Genomic DNA, 15,842 nt, shown 5'->3' on the forward strand with positions numbered 1-15,842 from the left:
TTTGCTGTCTATTTTGTGATACTCATTTTTTTATTTAAAAATTCTTCTTTTTTTCCTTGACATTTTATAACTGGTCTTGCTTAAAATTTTTAAATTATGTATAAAACAACAGAATGTACCTAAAAAATAATACCGGTTTTTATCAAACCAAAAGATATTACAGAAGTCTTGTCTGTTCTCCGTTTTCGTTTACAGAATAAGGAACCCATGCAATAAAAAATTTCTGTACGGTAATATCAGTTTTTCTCGGAGGAAGTGAAACTGTTTCCACTGAGAAGTTATCTACATTAAAACTATTTTGTATGTTGTCAATATCTTTCTGAAATTCTGCTTCCATCTCTTTGAGCTTATCATTTTGTATCCCGTATTCTTCCTGTGCTCTTTCCACATCTGCCTTTGCACCGCCGGTTCTGCCGAGACCTCTTAATGCTGTAGCAGCACGTCCTGTACTCACAGTTTTCTTTTTCCCTAGAAAAGCTCCAAAAAGTGTAGTTCCTATATCCACTATATTGGTCATCTTTTTTTGATTATACTGTTCTTTTTCTTTATCTATATTCTGACCCAGTTTTCTTATTTTTTCTTTCTGAGTATCCATCTTTGCCGAGTATTTTTCTCTTATTTTCTCTACTTCTGCATCTTTCTTTTCACGTACCAGATGAGATAATCTTCCTCTGAAAGTCCCTTCATCTTCTTCCGGTGCGGAATATGTCTTAAAATCCTTACTGTAAAACAAGTTCACAGGATTAGACTCGTAAAGGAACTGTTTAAATCCCTTTTCCAGCTGTGAAAATGCATTTTTCCCCGATATTGACGCCGGAATACTCTCAAATGAAAAATTACTGTCAGCTTCTGATATATAATTAGCTGTTTTCAGTTTTTCACTCTCGTTAAACACAGCCGTCTCGTCATCCATAGGAATCAGAAAACTTCCTGTGTCCCATACATCTATATCTGAAGCCTTCACATAATGAGCTTTTCCTTCTCCGTATATAAACGGCTTATATATTAGTTTTCCTCCGCTGTTATTATATTTTTGCGGCTGAAAGAATACTTCCTTTACATCCTGTGGAAGAACAGGTTTATTCCCTTGTACCGCTGACGAAACATTTTTATTTTCTGCTGTTACAGCAGCTGATATTTCTGAATGTTCCGCTTTTTTATCTTTCATCAAAATTTCTATCTGAGGCTTTGTAATCGGCCCTCTCAGATAGTTTAACGCCCATCTTGTCTGAAATATTTCTGCATTGCTGCCGTTTGCATTGCTTGCCAGAAATGTCCTGCTTTCAAGTCCTGATATTATATCTTCAAGACCTCCCTTGTCCATCTCCGAATTAATGCTTCGCAAGCCTTCTATCATACGGCTTTTATCTCTTTCAGTCTGAAGCCTTCCTATAAACCATGTTCCTATATTGGAAAGTCCTTTATAATCTATATCCACAGGATTCTGCGTAGCAAGCATAACACCAAGTCCGAATGCTCTTGCCTGTTTTAACAGTGTAAGCATAGGCTGTTTTGACGGTGGATTTGATACAGGAGGAAAGTATCCGAATATTTCATCCATATAAAAAAGCGCTCTAAGGCTGGAAGTTCCCTGCTGTGTTCTCATCCAAGCCACTAACTCGTTCAAAAGCATTGTTACAAAAAACATTCTTTCTTTATCTGATAAATGAGCTATTGAAAATATAGAAATTTTTGGTTTTCCTTCTTTGGTATAAAGAAACTTTCCTATATCAAGGCTTTCACCCTCAAGCCATACAGAAAACGAAGGTGAAGCAAGTATAGAATTTATCTTTACTGAAAGTCCCATTCTGTCCTTTTGCGGAAAAAAACTTTCCAGATCAAAAACACCTATACTGCTAAACTGCGGCTGCTGTATAAGACGTATAAGGTCTGCAAGTGTGAGTGACTTCCCCTCTGCCCAGGCATGTGACAAAATATTGGAGATAAGTATATGCTCTCTGCTTTGAAGCGGGTCTGCTTCTATTCCAATAAGGGATAATATTCCTGATACTGTTGTTTGTATTTTTTCATTTAAAGCTTCTGTATTCTCCATAACTGCCTGTGCCGGAACATCAAAAGACTTCAGCGCTGTAACAGGAATTCCTGATTTACTTCCCGGTGTGTAAATGACCACGTCTGAACTATCTTTATAAAGCTTTATTCTCTCCCCATCTTCATCCCAGCTTTGAAGTCCGTTTTTCCATAATTCGGCAGTAGATTTGGCATAATCTTCAAGTGTCATTCCCTTTTTATCTGCTTCTTCCTGACTAACCCACGGAAGAAAATCTTCCGGTTTCAAATCAGGGAAACTCAGCATAAGATTACCCAGATCACCTTTGGGATCTATTGCTATAACAGGTATACCGTCTATAGCCGCCTCTTCTATTAAAGAAAGACAAAGCTCGGTTTTCCCGCTTCCTGTCATACCCACACAAAGTCCGTGCGTGGTAAGGTCTTTAGAATCGTATAAATAATATTCATTAGTAAGTTCCTTCTTCCCGAAATTATATTTTTTCCCGAGATAAAACGAACCCAGTTTTTCATAATCCAGTTTACTCATATGCCCTCCCTTATATTTGCTCTATTTAATATATTATAAAGCTTTTTGCTTATTAAGTCTATTATTTTGCATAAAATTTTCAAAAAACAAATTTATTCTTTTTTTAATTTTTATTTGACCAAATATAAAAACCTGAGGTATCAGATTCAGAATTTTTTTGAAATGATATCTCAGGTTTATTTTTTATTTCCTACAATATATTCAGCTGTGCAAAGATTTTATCTCTCCAGTTTCACAGGTTTTCCTGTAACTATGCTTTCATGCACTGCATCTGCTATCTTCGTGGCTTCCAGCCCGTCTACAGCATTAGTCAGAAATTTTCCCCCGTTAATAATACTGTCCGCAAAATCATTTATAGGATCTATCCCGAAACCAAAGGCTTTATTATTTCTATAAGTAATAAAATAAGAGTTTGGAGTCTGTGTTTTTGTATCGCTGAAGAATTCTACCCCTCTGTTCTGCGAGTCACTTCTGAGATATTTTTTCTCAGTGACTATAAACATTCTTCCATCATTTGACTTTGGAAATTTATCCGGTAATATCCATGAATTTTCCACTGTCCATGTGCTTCCTTTGCTGAATTTCAATATCGCCTGCACATTATCATAAGTATCTATTCCCATTCCTGACAATACACCTTTCGATCCTACAGCATACACCTCAGTTACTTCATCTTCTATAAGATATCTTATCAAATCGTAACAATGTACCCCTAGAAAATATGCAGGCGAGCTGTTTCCCGACCAAGGCAGCCAGTTTACAGGAACATCTATAATATCATCCATGCTTACATAACCTCTTACTATTTTCCCTGTATCTTCTTTTTCCAGTTCCAACTTCAGATTTATAGAAGCAGGATCCCATCTTTTATGAAAATCCACACCCACCTTTACATTATGAATCTCTGCAAGCTTTATAAGTTCCTCGCACTCTTTTCTGTTTGTAGCCAGCGGTTTTTCCACTAACACATCTATATTATTTTCTATTGCAGTTTTAGCCGGCCCGAAGTGATACGGATCAGGTGTTGCAATAGAAATTATATCGGGCTTTTCTCTCTTTATCAGTTCCTCAAGGTCAGTATAAGTATTTATATTATATTCTTTCTCCACTTTAGCCAGTTTTGCCTCATCCAGATCGCACACTCCCACAAGTTCTGTTTTTTCATTATTTAAATATGCATTTATGTGGTGTGAACCGTATATCCCTGCCCCTACCACTGCTGCTTTTATTCTTTTCATTATTACCATCTTCCTTTCTCAAAAGTGTATTTTTTTAAAATAATCCCAAACCAATTAAATACGCTATAATAACTGCAAGCGGCCCTGTCAGCTGACGTGAAAGAAGAACTGCCGGGGTTCCTATTTCTATAGTTTCAGGTTTAGCTTCCTGCATAGACATTCCCACAGGGAGAAAATCCGCTCCTACCTGAACATTTATTGCGAACAGTGCCGGAAGTGCAAATACAGGACTTATTTCTCCCGCACCTATTTTCGCCCCTATAAGAACTCCTACTACTTGTGCAATTGCAGCTCCCGGCCCTAATATCGGTGACAAAAACGGTATACCGCATATAACTGCCAATACTACAAGCCCTATTATGGAACCTGAAAGCGGAGTAAGAAGTTTTGCTATTGTTGTCCCTATTGCCGTAGAATTTATTATTGCTATAAACACACTGATAAATGCCATAAAAGGAACAACAGTTTTTATCATTATATCTACAGCTTCTTTACCAGACTGAAAAAACAACGTGACTACATTTCCTATATTTAATCCGATTTTTTCAATAAGCCTCAAAAATGAAAACTTTTCTGTTTTTTCCATTCTTTCTATCTTTCTTTCCACGACTTCTTCCAGACTTTCTTTTTTCGGAGCATTGCTTTCTTTTGCTTTGGAAACCAGTTCCAGATTACCCTCACGCACATCAGAAACATATATATCCTCAAGTATAAATTCCGCCAAAGGGCCGGATTTCCCCACAGGTGTTACATTAATAGTAGGAACTCTTTTTTTAGGATATATTCCGCATCTCAGCGTTCCGCCGCAATTTATTATCACGCAGAGTATCTCACTGTCCTGAGGTGTATGCTTAAATCCGTTAATAACTTCCAGTCCCAGCATTTCCCCTATCTTTTCAGCTACAGGATCTATAAAATTTCCAGTCATTGATACTATTTTTTTTCCGGGTTCATTTTTCAGATAAAGCGGCCCGCCCCATCCGTTGGAACCTTTGGACACCTTAAGTATTTTTTCCATTTTTCCTCCTTGCTTCTTTTAGAAACTATCTTCTATTTTGAATTTTTTCAAATCTTTTACATTAATAAATTTATCAATTTTAGTTACCGCTATATCTCCGGGATTTTCAGCTTCATTGCTTCCTGAAAACTTAATAGTTACATGCCCCAGTTCCTTTAGATTTTCCAGAGCTTTACTGCCTACAGCTGTTATAGCAGCGGCTTCATTATCAAAGTAAATCACATTTCCTTTTTTTATATTTTCCGCATTGCTGCTTTTCACTTCAAGACACAGGCAGTAATCCTTAAAATCTTCCGGCCCGGTATTTATAAAAGTAATCAAATAACCTTCTTCATAGCTCTCCGCTGTGAATTTTCCCACACTTGTTATATCTGCTTCATATAAAATCATATTACACCTCTTTCGGATTTATGCAGTTTTTGTCTGTAAATTTCTTCTCTTGGATAAAAAGACGAAAATTATTTCTGTAATAAATCCTCTCATTAATCCTACAATTACTCCTGCAATAATATATCTTATTGCAAGTCCTGAAACGGGCAGTCCTACTTTCTTTATCCCTTCTGCCACACCAAGCCAGATAAACAACTCAGACGGAACTACATGGGGAAACAAGGCAGTAAGAGGATGGGCAGTGGCACCCAAAGCATCCTGATATCCCGGCTTACATTTTTCAGGAAGAAATCTCCCTACTGTAAGAGCACCGGGACTGCTGAAAAAGAACCACGCAAAACTTGGAAGTATTCCATATGTGAGTATTTTTGACTTTCCAAAAATTCTTGCCACATTATTAATTTTATCCTCACCAATGATTTTGATGATAAAATTAATTGTGGTAAGAAGGACTATAAGCATCGGGACAGAGCCTTTTACCATTCCCACGAGAGTAAGTCCTGCTTCCTGAAATAATGCTATAAAACTCTGTGCAAAATTAGTAACAAATTCCATAAAATAAACCTCCTGTTTTTATTTATAAATTTATTGAAAAATTTATTTTAAAGTTCTATAATTTAGTAATAGCACTCTAAAGTTTTTCCATACCCAATGTATACCCTGGTCTCAACCTATTGTCAAATAAGGATTCTTTACACTTTATTACATCTTTTTTTCGTCTTTCTTAAATGTTTCCATTTGATTATATGCAGTTCAGGGAAAAATTAAACAGCATTTTTTCGTCTTTACTATAAACAAAATTTTTTTTAGAAAAGGAAAAAAATATGGATAAAGATTTTTCGTTATTACCTGAAAGGCCCTGTTATATGGACATTACTCCGAGAATTACCACAAGGGAAAAGAAACTTTTACTTTTTATTTTTGAAACATATAAAAAATACAGGAAGAATCCTGTAAGACTTTCTGCTGAAAAAATTCTTCCAGTATTGGAAATAGAAAAAAAAGACCTGAACATATCTCTGGAAAAGCTCTCAAAGAAAAGAATATCCTATTGCCTTGCAGATTTACACGGATTTTCATCTTTATTTCCCAGTATCATTAATACCTCAGGAAATTATTCTTTTTATCTCTCACATGAAATTACAGAATCTTTTAATTTTGGAACAAAATTTTATAACTGTGATTTCAAATCCTTTTTTCTTTTTAATGAAAAGAGTTCACCCCTCTTTTTTCTTGAAATTTTAAAGAGAAAAAAAGATAATAAAAATGAAATTACCATATCTGTTACAGATTTAAAAAACATACTAATGATAGAAAATGCTTATGACAGATTTTATGATTTTGAGAGATATATATTGAAAAAACTTTTTTATGATATAAATTTATTTTCAAGGTTTAGTTTTTCTTATGAGAAGATAAAAAAAGAAGGGCGTATTTCCAGCTTAAAAATTTCATTTGATGACTTTGATGCTATTCAGGAAAATCCTGATATCAATCATCTTATTTCACTTGCCAAAGATCATACAGAAAATTATAAAAAGCTTCTGGAACTTATCAGTGCTGCGCTAAAAGTGAAAGATACAGAAACTGTGAAAAAAGAAGTTATTTTTTCTATAGAGAGCTATACACAGAATTTTGATAGATTTCTTGAAAAAGTTTTCAGCGGAAAGATTGATATTTACGAAGATTTGAATATTGTAAATTATTTTGAAAAAGAATATTATAATTTTTACACTTTTCAGTCTGATGTGATAAAAGAACTGAAAAACCACACAGAAAATAATTCTTTATTTGAATACCTCAGTCTGTCCTATGAATTATACGGATTTTTCTATGGAAAACATTCCTCTTATACAAAGCTTATTCATAATATTATCTTGAAAATTCTTAAGATTGATTCTGTTTTTATTGTGAAGTTTATTTACAAGATATAACATTTAATAAATTTCTGCTGTTCAAAATAAAAAATGCATTCTGCACCAATATACAGATGTATTTTTTATTTATTTTAAAATTCATGACTATTTCATATTATACTTAATTTCTCTCTCATCACGTGAGTTTCAAGATCAGCCAGCCTCACAGGAACAGGAAGTCTGCTTTCTCCGTTAATAAAACCCATTGCTATATTTGTGGCAGTATCAAGGTCTATCCAGTTTCCGCATGATACAAATACAGGCTTTACATCCTTGCGTGTTTTCAAAACCCTGCCGTATATCTCACCATTTATCACAATGTCTGTATACGACCCCGCTGTATTTTCCGGCATAATAAACTCTGTATTTTTTATTTTCAAATAACTTTTCGCTATTCCAATTGTGGGCTTCCCCAGATGAAAAGATGCATGTGTCGCTATTCCCATATGCGTATAATGAAGATATCCGTTCCCGTCAAACATATAAATATCAGGCTCATTTATCAATTTATCCTTTGCCTCTATTATCAGGGGAAGTTCCCTGAAAGCCAAAAAGCCGGGAATATAAGGAACTGTTATTTCCCCGCTGCTCCAGACCTTCTCTTTTACTTCCCTGCTGTGAAAATCCACCACTACTATACAGCAGACAGCATAATGCTTTCCGCCGTGATCCCAATAAGCAAGATCTACTCCGGCGACAAGCCTTATATCCTCTATCTCAAAACTATTTCTCAGCTCTATTTTCCCCGCAAGACTTTTTTGTATATCCATAAATTTCTTTTTTATATTATGCATAATTGATTTTATCCTCTTCCCCGGAATTTATTTCTCTCTGTATTTAAAAAAATACTATCTGCAAAACAGACAGTATTCCTCTTATACCACTATTTCAAACTGTTTTCTATTTTTGCTATATCCTCTTTTGTGAATGTAATATTAGCCTTTTCACCTGTATCATTCAGTATTTTTTCCGCTATTATCTTTGTTACCGGAGTAATTATGTTAAAATGATCTCCGCCTTTTATATCATAAATGTACAAAGGAATATTATTTTCCTTGGCTATTTTTTTCATCTCGTCAAATTCAAACCAGTAATCCTCTTCCCCTTCAAAGTAAAACGTAGGAGACTGAAGCGATTTCATATAAGTTCTCGGCGATCTTACTTTTAGTTCCTCAGGATTCTTTGTATTAAAAGGAATTGCCACACGCATTGATCCTTTTAGCCGTAATTCCAAATCAGGTATCCCGCCCAAAGAAAATGCGGCCCTGAATCCTCTTGAATATTCATTCCCCAGTAAAGCTCTTGTTCCTCCTGTACTGTGTCCTACTACATAAATTCTTTCAGGATCAACATAAGATATTTTCGAAAGATATTCTCTTGCTGATTCCAAATCCTCTATTTCACCATAAAACATATCATAAATTCCCGGATTGGCATTTTCTCCCCTGAAACTCGGTACCATCATTACTATTCCTGCATCTCTGAATGCTCTTCCTGTCTGATCATTTTCTGCAGGCTGATCTGCCCAGAAATAATCATCATTTCCGATTCCGCCATATCCACCTATAAGCCATATTACTGCGGGATGTTTCTTACCGTCTTTTGGGTCAGGTGTCAGAAATGCATCCATCTTACCATCTTTGGCTTCATAATTTACAAGCAAAAATTTATTTTTGGGAGGAGTCATTGGTTTTCCGTCTCCCTGAAAACTGTTATCCACTATTTCTGTCTGGAACTTTGAATGTGCTGTTGCCAGATCCTCATCACTCAACTCAAAGCTGTATTTTGTCTTATCTTTTTTTTCTGTTTTTGTCTCTGTTCCCTGCTTTGCTTTCTCTCCCTTTGAACCGCATGATAAAATAAGAGTTCCCAGAATAATCAACACAAATACCAGATATTTTTTATTTTTCACTTTATGCTCCTTTCGGTTTATCAAAATTGTATAATTATTTATTCTTTTTTCTTTCATAAATTTCATTTAATTCTTCCAGACGTCCTGTCAGCAAAGGCAGTCCTTTTTTCAGCCAGAAGCTGCTGTTTATTACTCCGCCGGACATTCCGCCCTTATCATATCCTGAAATATAAAATTCTTCTCCTTCTTTTATTTCATAACCAGAAGTCAGTTTATAAAAAATATGAAAGCTTTCAGTAAACTTTTCTACAGAATAAGGAAGAGGTATATTAGAAAAAAATTCCTTTAAATCCTCCCATAAATGCGGATCACCCCTTAATCCCCAGCCCTCCGGATGTATTTCAAAAATCTCCGCTACAGTACCCTTCATAATTCCTCCCAAAATAATAAGATTATTTTACCGGTTGACCTTACATAGTTACTATACCTAATATTATTAAAAACTTCCTCATATTAGCTGTTTCTTAACTTTAATTTTTTACAAAAGAATGAGTTCCTTTTTCGCCCATTCAAGAACTGTTTCAAAAGTAGATTCTTTTTCAAGCATGTATACCAGAAATGATGCAAGTCTTCCTCTGAAAAAATCATCTACAAGTTCTTCTTCGAATAAATCCTGGTTCATTTCTATGAAAAACATCACAATTGATTCTATGGTTCTTTTATTTCCGTCTATGAAAACGTGACCTTTATTAAGACTGAAAATCAAAAAAGCTATTTTTTCCTGTATTCCATTGTAATATTCTTCATCTGTGAACGGCTTATTGGAAAAAACAGTATCACATGTGTAGATCAGGGAGTTTTCATTCCTTAATTCATACTTGGGAAATGATTCCAGATCAGGATGTTCCATAATTCCTTTATTTATGGAACATATTAATTTATAAATCCCTTCTGATTCCTTGCTGAAAAATTTTTTCTCCATTATTTATCACTCAAATACTTCAAAGCCTTGAAGTTATCTCTGATTATTTTTTCTGTTGTTTTCTTTGTTATTTCTTCATTTTGAGTATATTTATCAAAGCTTATATTTATTTTTTTCTTTTGATTATTTTCTTTCATTTCATCACCTTTTTTATAACATCTTAAGAAAAATTATACCCTGATTAGACATATATGTCAATTTTATTGTTGTTCTAATTTTTTGATTTTATGGTTATTTTTTATATGATAATATAAAAAGGAACTCTCTATATTCAGTAGTTTATAGAATTTAGAAACTTCCTATTTTTTAATCTGATTTTTTAGTTTTGATTGTTATTTTTCCAGTTACACTGTATTTTTACTGCTATACCTGTGATTCTTCACAGCTTTTATCCTCTGTAACCCAATTTTTCCTTAATAGCACTTTCCAAAAGAGCCGAACAATTAAGTTTATGCTTTTTAGCCAGATCATTCACCCATTTTGATATAGTAACATTTCTTCTTACATGCCTTTTTTCCTGTTCATCTCTTACAGGCGGCATATAGGCTTCTATCAGCTGAACAAACTGACTGCTTTTTGTCTTTATCTTATTTGGCTTACTGGGTTCCGGTATATGGATCTTCCTGTCTTCCAATGAATAAAGATATATTCCCAAAGCTTCTTTAGCCATGAATAATGCTTCTTCCAAACTATTCCCATATGTAAAAGCCCCCTCCAAATCTGGAAAATATACATTATATCCTCCGCTTTCCTCTTCAAATACTGATGGATAAATATATAAATCTTTCTTTGTCATAATCAGTCTCCTAAATTCTCTGTAAGGCAGGAGTTACTTCAAGCCTGTCTGTTTTAGAACAGCATTATAAAGCCCTGTTTTCAAATCTTTTCTTGGATGAGGAATAACAATTGTCCTCTCTCCCTTTATGAATACATGATGACTTCCCCTAACCCTGTCCAATACCCAGCTCTCTTTTTTTAAAAGCTGAATGAGGTTTTTTGAATCATGTGCCATTCTTTCTCCCTTCACAGTATTAATGTGAACAAATTACCATTTTCGGAGATTTGCCATATAAGATTAATCCTAACCTCAAAAATATTATACACATTTTAAGTGTGTATGTCAAGAATTTATAATAAAATAGAGACGGCTTATTTAGCCATTTCCCCTTTATTAAATTCATTAATAGAGTCAATTTGCTCTTATATCTAAAAGAGCATCTAAAAAGATTGTAAATGTCTCACTATTTTTATATACTCTTAATTGCATTTTTGTGATATTCATTCACTAAAATAAACAATATAAAGATACTTTTTATTTATAAAATAAAAGATCGGACTAATCCAGCTCTCCAAAACACAAGATACAGTAAATACAATATCTTTATTTAGAGCCTTTATTAATCCAATCTTCTTTATATGATCATGATTTTTATTTAAACGGGTGTGTTTTATAAGCACTGTTACTATCTTTAAGTAAGATATCCGCCTGTGCCTTACTATCCGCAAACGGCTGTCCGTAAGCAAGTGTTCTTCCTAACATCACTCCTGCGAAATATTCTTCCCAGCTGTTATAATCATTTTTAGCCTGAGTAACTGCTTTATTAATGTAATCCCACATCTCCTGCTCAGTTATATAACCAGCACTGTAAGAAAATCTTGCTACGTTTACAAGTCTGTCATAATCCCATGCACTTATAGTTTTTATTCCATCTATCTGCTCTGCTGTGTAACCATAGTTATCTACCAGATTTTTCTTTACATCTTCATAAGCCTGAAATTCTGCCGAGTTCGCAGTAGCAGCTTCCGGAGTTCTTAATTCTGCTAATGCCGGATCTACCTCTGCTTTATGCCCTTCTGCCAGAAGATATTCCAATGTTTCTTTTGCAGTTGCTGTATCAGTTACATCCCATGCACTGCTCAGTACCTGAATACTTGCATCTTTATATTCTGCAGCCTGCAGATCGTCAAAAGGCATTTTATTTCTCGTAGTTAATACAGCTCCGAATACTAATGCATTTTCCTGTTCTTTTGTAAGTTTTCCTTTTGCTTCTTCCTTAGCCGGTGCTGAAGCTGTCTCAGTTTTAGCCGCTGTATCTCCTAAATTTGCTTTTTCTTCTTTTCCTTTACACGAAATTATTGTAAGTACAACAACTAAACCTATTAGTAACTTTGTTTTGTTTTTCATAAATCTCTCCTTTTTTTAGAATACTAACGATAATTGTATCATAATTTTTATATGTTTTCAAATCAAAGCTAGGAATTTACTTATTATTACATAAATATATCTTAAAATAAAAAAGACCATCACTCCGTTGTAATAGTCTCCATACCAACCCGTTTTTTTATTTAGTTAATTTTTCCTCTTTACTTCCTAAAAGTATTGTTTTTTCTGTAGGAATGAATAATCCAGTATTCTCATTACGTCCTTGTAAATAATATACTGCATTGCTTTTCCCCAGACTTTCTGCTGCCTTTTTAGAAAGTTCGCCTATAGGCCCGCCTTTAACACGGTTAATTATTAAACCAACCTGCATATCCTTATAATCAGACAGCATGTTATAATCTCCGTCACTATCTCCGGCTACAAGTATCGGCCCTTTTCCGCCATGGTTTGGTCTGATAAACTTATCAATAGTTTTTGATTTTCCTGCTCCCTGAGTCTGAAAGTAATTATTATAATCATACTGATTAATATATCTTCCTTTATCGTCAGTCTTGAGCTGCATAGCAAACACATTGCTTCTCTTTACATTTAATCCGTATTTAGGATTAGTTGCTGCTACCACTATTACATCAATAAATGAAGCAGAGCATACATACACTTCTATACCGTTATCCATAAGTGTGTTATACAGATTTATCATTTCCGGCATTACACGAAGTCCTGTTTTATATGTTACAGTTACTATCCCGGCTTTACCTGCTCTCTCCTTAGGACTTGTCCATGTTACTTTCTTGTAATCATTTCTTTTCAGCCAGTAATCTGTAGAATCCTCTGCAAGTTTCTGTACTTCTTCAGAAGTCATTCCGCTGAACAGATAAGTAACCCACGGATAACTGATATCAGCACTGAATGTTCCACCTATTGCATCATAAAGATAACGAACCTTAGTTATAAAATCCATATACTCAGGAGACTTTTTTATCTCCGCCAGAGATTTTTTCCCGTTCCCGCCAAGTTCCTTATAATTATTGTACAGCCATGTGTAGCTTTCTACACAGTCCTCTGTAACTATGTCGATATTCAGCTTTTCACCTTTTGAATTCTTAAATTCATCTGTAAAGTTTCCTTTTGGAACCTCTGTTTTCAAAGCTGCTTCGAGCTGCTGCGGTGTCATTTTGAATCTCAGATTTTCCAACTGATAGATCAAAAGTGCTTCCTGAATGTCATTCATAGCTGTGGTATTATCGAAGTCAAACACTGCATAAGGCTTACTTCTGATGTTATAATCCTGATTGTTAATACTGTTTTTCTCAATCATTCTGTTTAGAGCCTCATAAGTATTAGGTGCCCAGTTCAAAGCCTTCAATTTTGTTTCTTTTACCGGCAGTGCATAAGCAAAAACTGACATAAATACCATGAAAATCACTGCTAATGCTCTTTTTCCATTTTTCATATTCTTTCCTCCTAAAAAAATTTTTTATGTAATATATTTAAATTCCCCAAAAGAAAGGGGAGAATTACATACTGACTTTTCACCGGAAGAAAAATACTTCTTATTACAAAAAACCTCCTTAAAAAATTTCACTATTAAAAGTTTACCCTGAAAATAGAGCAGTGTCAATTTTCTATTAAAAAATAAAAATAAACAACAGTTTTGTTTCTTTATTTTTATTCATAAAAAATGTGTTCTAAGGATAACTATCCCAGTAACGACCTAGTCCTTGTGTATTTAACTCTAAAGTATGTTCATTTAATAGTTTTATTATTTTTTCCACATGAATATAGATTTTTTCCCTGTATTTCCCTATGAATTCTTTTCCTGTTTCAGCAATACACCAGTATTCATCACCTATATTATCTCCGTAATACAATATTACCCCATACTCATAACCTAATTCTCTAAAAACTTCATTTCCATTTGCCGCTAATTCGTATGCTTCCGCCAAGGCTGACTCTAATATCTCATCATCATGCATTGCTTCAGCAAACAGCTTTCTTAATCTGTAATTCTCAAATTCTATCCTGTTGATATTTCTGAATAATAACTTAGCAAATGTGTAATATTTGGCTTTTTTTCTATAATCAAAACACATAATATCCAGATAATCATCAAGCGGAAGTTCTTTTTCCAGCTCATCACAAAATAAATAAGTCCACTGTTCGAACTCTTCCCCGCTTATCTCTCTGTTCAAAAATCTAAATAACCCTGCCTTTATCTCACCTTTCAAAATTTCACCCGCCTTAATTTCTCATATCACTGAATTCCCAATAAACTACTTTTCCATATTCCACTCATAATCATAACTTATACATAATTCATCAGAATCAAATAATTCTTTTATCCGTAATATTTCTTTATGTATAGCTGCTTTCTCAACATCTGTAAAAATTCTCTTTTTAAGACTGCTCCCCCATGGCGGAGGATATCCCTGTTCACTCTCATATGCAATCAGATCTAGCCCATATCCCATACCCAATTTGGTAAACTCTTTATTACCATAGCAATACAGATCATAAGACCACACCAGCAGACACTCTAATGCCTCCTCATTTTTCAATGCATTATTCAGCAGCTTTGAAAACTTATAATCATCAAATTCCTTCGAATCAACGATTGTAAAAAACAGATCTGCCACATGAAGCTTTATTTTCGTATCATGCTTATATTTAAAACTCAAAAGATCTGTATACTCATATACTGAAAGTTCATTTTCCAGGCTTTCATCCTGATACAGCCAGTTCTCGAAATACTCTGCTGATATTTCTTTGTTCAAAAACTTAAAAAATACCTCTTTAGTCTCTTTTCTCATAAATTCACCCCGTCTTTTTAATCTCATATAAATTATCACTATTTTAGCACATAAAAAAATAAACCTGTAGAAAATTCTACAGATTTACATTAATTATTTAGGATTTATACTTAATAAAATTACAGAGCAGAATAATCAACTATTTCTATTCCTTTACTCTTAATGAATTCTTTTACCTCATCACTGGTAATAACATCCAGTTCTGTGAGTCTCGGATAACTATACGAGCTTTTCAGAGTATCTGTACACAGGAAAGCTGGATGACACATTAATTCCACTACATCGTAGATCATTGCATCCCCGACAAATCCTCTAAAGTCCTCCACTCCTACTTTATCCGCATAATATCTGTCCTCGAATAAATCTATTGTTCTGATCCAGTCAGGAACAATAATTTCTTCTCCCGCTCTGGTAGTTTTCCCGGTTCTCCCTACCCTTACAGGAAGGTTATATTCCTTAGCAACGGCAAAAACTGCTTCTGCCATCTTCAGACTGTAAAGATGGACATGATGATGCCCGTCAAGATGAGTAGGATTTATCCCCATACTTATCAGCTTATCTATCTGTGTTCTCATTTCTGCTTTTATCTCTTCAATATCAGCCTCTTCCATTAATTCGGGATATTTTTTAAACACACCGTTTTCATCAACAAGTGTTTTCCCTAAAGATAGTGATTTTTCTATAAAGGTAAGATGAACCCCTATAGAAGTAATCCCCTCTTTTTTGGCAAGATTCACTGCATGTTCCGCATAAGGCATATTCATCATAATTGTAGTAGATGAAAGCACCCCGTTTTTCATGGCTTCTACTATACCGTAATTAATTCCCCTTGTTCTTGCAAAATCATCTGCATTAATAATCAGTTTCAATTCTACACCTCCGGAAAACTTTCAGTCTTTGACAGTACCGGAA

The 15,842-nt window shown here is 34.3% G+C and carries 18 protein-coding genes; 1 reads left to right on the forward strand and 17 read right to left on the reverse strand.

What is annotated here, in order from left to right; all coding sequences use genetic code 11:
• Positions 1–157: 157 nt before the first annotated feature.
• The 5 genes from NK213_RS09765 to NK213_RS09785 all read right to left on the reverse strand — a co-directional run bounded on the left by NK213_RS09765 (position 158) and on the right by NK213_RS09785 (position 5,761).
• Positions 158–2,560, reverse strand: coding sequence for an ATP-binding protein (locus NK213_RS09765; RefSeq protein ID WP_253348769.1), 2,403 nt, complete (start codon positions 2,558–2,560; stop codon positions 158–160).
• A gap of 218 nt (positions 2,561–2,778) precedes the next feature.
• Positions 2,779–3,798 (reverse strand): Gfo/Idh/MocA family protein, encoded by a 1,020-nt coding sequence (locus tag NK213_RS09770; RefSeq protein ID WP_253348770.1) that lies wholly within the window; start codon positions 3,796–3,798, stop codon positions 2,779–2,781.
• A 34-nt stretch (positions 3,799–3,832) separates the two neighbouring features.
• Complete coding sequence (locus tag NK213_RS09775) at positions 3,833–4,816, reverse strand: PTS glucitol/sorbitol transporter subunit IIB (protein ID WP_253348771.1); 984 nt, start codon at positions 4,814–4,816, stop codon at positions 3,833–3,835.
• Between the two features lie 18 nt (positions 4,817–4,834).
• Complete coding sequence (locus NK213_RS09780; protein ID WP_253348772.1) at positions 4,835–5,206, reverse strand: PTS glucitol/sorbitol transporter subunit IIA; 372 nt, start codon at positions 5,204–5,206, stop codon at positions 4,835–4,837.
• 18 nt (positions 5,207–5,224) lie between these two features.
• Positions 5,225–5,761: a PTS glucitol/sorbitol transporter subunit IIC gene (locus NK213_RS09785; RefSeq protein ID WP_253348773.1), complete on the reverse strand. Its 537-nt coding sequence runs from the start codon at positions 5,759–5,761 to the stop codon at positions 5,225–5,227.
• A gap of 269 nt (positions 5,762–6,030) precedes the next feature.
• Between NK213_RS09785 and NK213_RS09790 the strand changes: the two genes are divergently transcribed.
• Positions 6,031–7,140 carry a replication initiation protein gene (locus NK213_RS09790; protein WP_253348774.1) on the forward strand — a complete coding sequence of 370 codons (1,110 nt, stop codon included), beginning with the start codon at positions 6,031–6,033 and terminating at the stop codon, positions 7,138–7,140.
• Positions 7,141–7,232: 92 nt separating this feature from the next.
• On the opposite strand, the gene NK213_RS09795 is transcribed toward NK213_RS09790, so the two are convergent.
• The 12 genes from NK213_RS09795 to NK213_RS09850 form a co-directional block, all read right to left on the reverse strand.
• Positions 7,233–7,916, reverse strand: coding sequence for an endonuclease V (locus NK213_RS09795; RefSeq protein ID WP_253348775.1), 684 nt, complete (start codon positions 7,914–7,916; stop codon positions 7,233–7,235).
• Between the two features lie 89 nt (positions 7,917–8,005).
• Positions 8,006–9,034: a prolyl oligopeptidase family serine peptidase gene (locus NK213_RS09800; protein WP_253348776.1), complete on the reverse strand. Its 1,029-nt coding sequence runs from the start codon at positions 9,032–9,034 to the stop codon at positions 8,006–8,008.
• A gap of 34 nt (positions 9,035–9,068) precedes the next feature.
• Positions 9,069–9,404: a hypothetical protein gene (locus NK213_RS09805; protein WP_253348777.1), complete on the reverse strand. Its 336-nt coding sequence runs from the start codon at positions 9,402–9,404 to the stop codon at positions 9,069–9,071.
• A gap of 108 nt (positions 9,405–9,512) precedes the next feature.
• Positions 9,513–9,956 (reverse strand): Fic family protein, encoded by a 444-nt coding sequence (locus NK213_RS09810; protein ID WP_253348778.1) that lies wholly within the window; start codon positions 9,954–9,956, stop codon positions 9,513–9,515.
• Positions 9,956–10,093, reverse strand: coding sequence for a hypothetical protein (locus tag NK213_RS09815; RefSeq protein ID WP_253348779.1), 138 nt, complete (start codon positions 10,091–10,093; stop codon positions 9,956–9,958). Before NK213_RS09815 ends, NK213_RS09810 begins: the two co-directional genes overlap by 1 nt.
• A gap of 251 nt (positions 10,094–10,344) precedes the next feature.
• A complete protein-coding gene (locus NK213_RS09820) occupies positions 10,345–10,752 on the reverse strand; it encodes a type II toxin-antitoxin system HicB family antitoxin (RefSeq protein WP_253348780.1) in 408 nt (135 codons plus the stop codon).
• Positions 10,753–10,785: 33 nt separating this feature from the next.
• A complete protein-coding gene (locus tag NK213_RS09825) occupies positions 10,786–10,968 on the reverse strand; it encodes a type II toxin-antitoxin system HicA family toxin (protein WP_253348781.1) in 183 nt (60 codons plus the stop codon).
• A 417-nt stretch (positions 10,969–11,385) separates the two neighbouring features.
• A complete protein-coding gene (locus NK213_RS09830; RefSeq protein WP_253348782.1) occupies positions 11,386–12,141 on the reverse strand; it encodes a DUF1266 domain-containing protein in 756 nt (251 codons plus the stop codon).
• A gap of 157 nt (positions 12,142–12,298) precedes the next feature.
• Positions 12,299–13,573 (reverse strand): haloacid dehalogenase-like hydrolase, encoded by a 1,275-nt coding sequence (locus NK213_RS09835; protein WP_253348783.1) that lies wholly within the window; start codon positions 13,571–13,573, stop codon positions 12,299–12,301.
• A gap of 235 nt (positions 13,574–13,808) precedes the next feature.
• Positions 13,809–14,348: a hypothetical protein gene (locus tag NK213_RS09840; protein WP_253348784.1), complete on the reverse strand. Its 540-nt coding sequence runs from the start codon at positions 14,346–14,348 to the stop codon at positions 13,809–13,811.
• Positions 14,349–14,393: 45 nt separating this feature from the next.
• Positions 14,394–14,930: a hypothetical protein gene (locus tag NK213_RS09845; protein ID WP_253348785.1), complete on the reverse strand. Its 537-nt coding sequence runs from the start codon at positions 14,928–14,930 to the stop codon at positions 14,394–14,396.
• 119 nt (positions 14,931–15,049) lie between these two features.
• Complete coding sequence (locus tag NK213_RS09850; RefSeq protein WP_253348786.1) at positions 15,050–15,799, reverse strand: carbohydrate deacetylase; 750 nt, start codon at positions 15,797–15,799, stop codon at positions 15,050–15,052.
• Between the last annotated feature and the right edge of the window lie 43 nt (positions 15,800–15,842).

The organism is Sebaldella sp. S0638 (assembly GCF_024158605.1).
GTDB lineage: Bacteria > Fusobacteriota > Fusobacteriia > Fusobacteriales > Leptotrichiaceae > Sebaldella.

Bases quoted from the DNA above. Each gene is read 5' to 3' on its own strand.
- NK213_RS09770 (WP_253348770.1), bottom strand. From the start codon at position 3,798: ATGAAAAGAATAAAAGCAGCAGTGGTAGGGGCAGGGATATACGGTTCA.
- NK213_RS09775 (WP_253348771.1), bottom strand. From the start codon at position 4,816: ATGGAAAAAATACTTAAGGTGTCCAAAGGTTCCAACGGATGGGGCGGG.
- NK213_RS09805 (WP_253348777.1), bottom strand. From the start codon at position 9,404: ATGAAGGGTACTGTAGCGGAGATTTTTGAAATACATCCGGAGGGCTGG.
- NK213_RS09780 (WP_253348772.1), bottom strand. From the start codon at position 5,206: ATGATTTTATATGAAGCAGATATAACAAGTGTGGGAAAATTCACAGCG.
- NK213_RS09830 (WP_253348782.1), bottom strand. From the start codon at position 12,141: ATGAAAAACAAAACAAAGTTACTAATAGGTTTAGTTGTTGTACTTACA.
- NK213_RS09810 (WP_253348778.1), bottom strand. From the start codon at position 9,956: ATGGAGAAAAAATTTTTCAGCAAGGAATCAGAAGGGATTTATAAATTA.
- NK213_RS09825 (WP_253348781.1), bottom strand. From the start codon at position 10,968: ATGGCACATGATTCAAAAAACCTCATTCAGCTTTTAAAAAAAGAGAGC.
- NK213_RS09835 (WP_253348783.1), bottom strand. From the start codon at position 13,573: ATGAAAAATGGAAAAAGAGCATTAGCAGTGATTTTCATGGTATTTATG.
- NK213_RS09845 (WP_253348785.1), bottom strand. From the start codon at position 14,930: ATGAGAAAAGAGACTAAAGAGGTATTTTTTAAGTTTTTGAACAAAGAA.
- NK213_RS09790 (WP_253348774.1), top strand. From the start codon at position 6,031: ATGGATAAAGATTTTTCGTTATTACCTGAAAGGCCCTGTTATATGGAC.
- NK213_RS09795 (WP_253348775.1), bottom strand. From the start codon at position 7,916: ATGCATAATATAAAAAAGAAATTTATGGATATACAAAAAAGTCTTGCG.
- NK213_RS09815 (WP_253348779.1), bottom strand. From the start codon at position 10,093: ATGAAAGAAAATAATCAAAAGAAAAAAATAAATATAAGCTTTGATAAA.
- NK213_RS09820 (WP_253348780.1), bottom strand. From the start codon at position 10,752: ATGACAAAGAAAGATTTATATATTTATCCATCAGTATTTGAAGAGGAA.
- NK213_RS09785 (WP_253348773.1), bottom strand. From the start codon at position 5,761: ATGGAATTTGTTACTAATTTTGCACAGAGTTTTATAGCATTATTTCAG.
- NK213_RS09765 (WP_253348769.1), bottom strand. From the start codon at position 2,560: ATGAGTAAACTGGATTATGAAAAACTGGGTTCGTTTTATCTCGGGAAA.